The sequence below is a fragment of the Sphingorhabdus sp. genome (genome assembly GCF_044239665.1).
Lineage (GTDB): Bacteria > Pseudomonadota > Alphaproteobacteria > Sphingomonadales > Sphingomonadaceae > Sphingorhabdus_B.
Genome location: NZ_JBIIBA010000059.1, coordinates 1 through 2958, shown reverse-complemented (window position 1 = coordinate 2958; position 2958 = coordinate 1). Strand labels below are relative to the sequence as shown.

The 2958-nt window shown below is 52.8% G+C and carries 2 protein-coding genes and 1 tRNA gene; 2 read left to right on the top strand and 1 reads right to left on the bottom strand.

Annotation, left to right across the window (positions count from 1 at the left end):
* The coding region (locus ACILP3_RS10560; RefSeq protein WP_395616586.1) for an acyl-CoA dehydrogenase family protein at positions 1-1141 on the bottom strand (1141 nt) is incomplete at its 3' end.
* 205 nt (positions 1142-1346) lie between these two features.
* Here ACILP3_RS10560 and ACILP3_RS10555 point away from each other — a divergent pair.
* Positions 1347-1423 (top strand) — tRNA-Arg (locus tag ACILP3_RS10555).
* A 153-nt stretch (positions 1424-1576) separates the two neighbouring features.
* The gene (locus ACILP3_RS10550; RefSeq protein ID WP_395616585.1) at positions 1577-2794 is read left to right on the top strand and encodes a tyrosine-type recombinase/integrase; all 1218 of its coding nucleotides are present in this window, start codon (positions 1577-1579) and stop codon (positions 2792-2794) included.
* Positions 2795-2958 lie beyond the last annotated feature (164 nt).

The following is a 2958-nucleotide window of genomic DNA, read 5'->3' as shown; positions in this document are numbered from 1 at the left end:
GGCGCAACAGGTCCCGGCCAATAATCATACGCATAACCTGATTGGTCCCTTCAAGGATGGAATGTACGCGCAAATCGCGCCAGAAACGTTCGATAGGATAATCACGCAAATAGCCATAGCCGCCAAAAAGCTGCAGCGCCTGATTGACAATTGCGCTGCCGCTGTCGGTCGACAGGCGCTTGGCCATCGCCGAGAAACGCGACTTGTCAGGTGCGTTCGCCGTCACCTTGGCCGCAGCAATGTAAAGCAACGCGCGCGCTGCCTCCAAATCGGTCGCCATATCCGCCAGCATGAATTGCGTATTCTGAAATTCGGACACGGGCTGGCCAAATTGCTGACGCTCTTTGGTATAGGCGATCGATTCATCCAAGCATCGCTGCGCGCCGCCCAAAGAACACGCGCCAATGTTCAAACGCCCGCCATCAAGCCCCATCATCGCAAAGCGGAAGCCATCGCCCTCTGCGCCCACGCGATTGGCAATAGGCACGCGGCACTCTTCAAATATCACCTGCGCCGTTGGCGAGGCGTTCCAGCCCAGTTTTTTCTCTTGCGCGCCAAAGCTAAGCCCCGGCGTATCCTTGTCCACGACAAGGCAGGTCACGCCCTTGGTCTTGTCCTCGCCCGTGCGGACCATGACAACATAGACGTCATTATAGCCAGCGCCCGAGATGAACTGCTTCGTGCCGTTCAGCACATAATGATCGCCATCGCGCCGCGCGCTGGTTTTCAGCGCCGCTGCATCCGACCCGCTGCCAGGTTCGGTCAGGCAATAGCTGGCGATTTTGTGCATCGGCACAAGGTCAGGCAGATAGCGCGCCTTAAGCTCCGCACTGCCAAAACAATCGATCATCCATGCTGCCATATTATGGATCGAAATAAACGCGCTGGTCGTGGGGCAGCCATAAGCCATCGCCTCCATGATTAGCGCCGCTTCCAACCGGCCTAATCCCGTGCCACCCGATTCTTCAGACACATAAATCGCGCCAAAGCCAAGCGCGCCAGCCGCTTTCCACACATCGACCGGATAATGCGACTTTTCATCCCATTCCGCAGCAAATGGCGTAATCGCATCCGCTGTGAATTTGCGCGCCATATCTTGAATGGCGATTTGATCGTCCGTGAGTTCAAACTGGTTTTGCATCCGTTCGCCGTAGCATCGTCATTTTGAGTTATCCAGCCATTAGCTTGGAATAAAACAGCTATCGCGCCCGCAATGCATTCGGCCAGTGCGTGCGCACAAACACCGCTTTTTTCATGCGGCCGCGTCAATGTACGGGCGCAAATACAAATTGGACCCAAAAAAAACTTGGCGCAATGGCGTCATGCCTGCTAACCGGCCCTAATCCGCACCCATAGCTCAGCTGGATAGAGCGCTGCCCTCCGAAGGCAGAGGCCAGAGGTTCGAATCCTCTTGGGTGCGCCATTCAAACCATTGATATATAACAATATTTAAACGCATCTCTGTGCAGATTGCGGCTTAAATAGCGCATTTTAGCTATGCACAAATCGTGCACAAATTTCTGTGTTCATTCGCCAACTTCCTGATTAGGCTGAGAGAGTCGAAGGAAGGCGGATTATGGCTAAAGACGGTGATATTCGGATTGATCTGCGGGGTGACGGGCGGGTCATTCTCTACAAAAGATTAGGGCTGAAAGATCCGGTCTGGCAGGCTCGTGTCCGTGTTCCAAACTCCACTGGCTCCAAGAGAATCACAACCAAGACCTCGGATCAACGTGAAGCCGAACGCTTTGCTCTCAACTATTATGAAGAGCTGTATATCCACGTCAAAACGGGCGGCAGCATCCAATCCAAGACCTTCAAACAGGTCTTTGCCGAATGGGAAAAGCACGTCGCTACGATGGGACACACTCGCAAGGGTGGATCTTGGGAAGCCACCATTGAACGTATTCGGGTCTATGCCCTCACCTTCTTTGGTCCGATGCGAATGAACGATATCGGACCTGTCCAGTTTGCGGACTACTGGGAATGGCGGAAGAAGAACTACAACCGTACCAAGCCATCCAACGGCACATTGCGACGGGAACGGACGTCTATCCTGCCCGTGTTCAAATATGCCGTATCAAAAGGCTATATTCCTGCCGTCCCAGATACCGATCCACCAAAAGCTACATTGGAACGGCGACCTACCTTCACACTCGAAGAGTGGCAGAAGATCTACAAGGCAGCACGCAAGTGGGTAACCGAAGGTCAGACCAAGGCGACCAGCCGACAGCGCAATTTTACACAACTTTACATCTTGATACTCGCCAATACAGGATTGCGGGTCGGTGAGCTTCGGGGACTACGCTGGGGTGATCTGCGTACCGTTAAAACCGAGGACGATACAAGGCTGATTGCTGAGGTCAGAGGCAAAACCGGTGCCCGTGAAGTTGTGTTCCAAGCTGGTGCCCAGAAGTATGTCGAACGGCTATATGATCGGCGTATTGAAGAACTGGGCGAGAACCCACCTACCGATGAGGTCCTGTTCTGTCACAAGGACGGAACGCCCATTCAGTCAATGAAGACTGGGTTCAATGCGCTTCTCAAATTTGCTGGAGTGCCAGTTGAACGCAACGGCGGTTCACGGACGCTTTATTCCCTTAGGCACTTCTATGCCACGATGCGGCTGTCGAATGACACTTCACCCTTCCTGTTGGCAAAGCAGATGGGGACATCAGTTGAGATGCTGGAGAAGTTCTACGGGCAGACTGTATCTTCAGCCTTGGCTGCTCGGATATCGAAGGGTAACCAGACTGTTGGGGATGGCAACGGCAAGGTCTATCCGTTTGGGTGACCCAATAGCACATGGTATAAGACAATTGCGGCTGCCGATTATTGGTTTTCCACCGTTGAGTTAGAGGCCTAACATACGACAACTTTGAAAATAGGGGCTGGGATGAGTATCAAAAATATCGAATGTCATATCGTCGGCATGAAGTATCTCAATATAACTCTTAA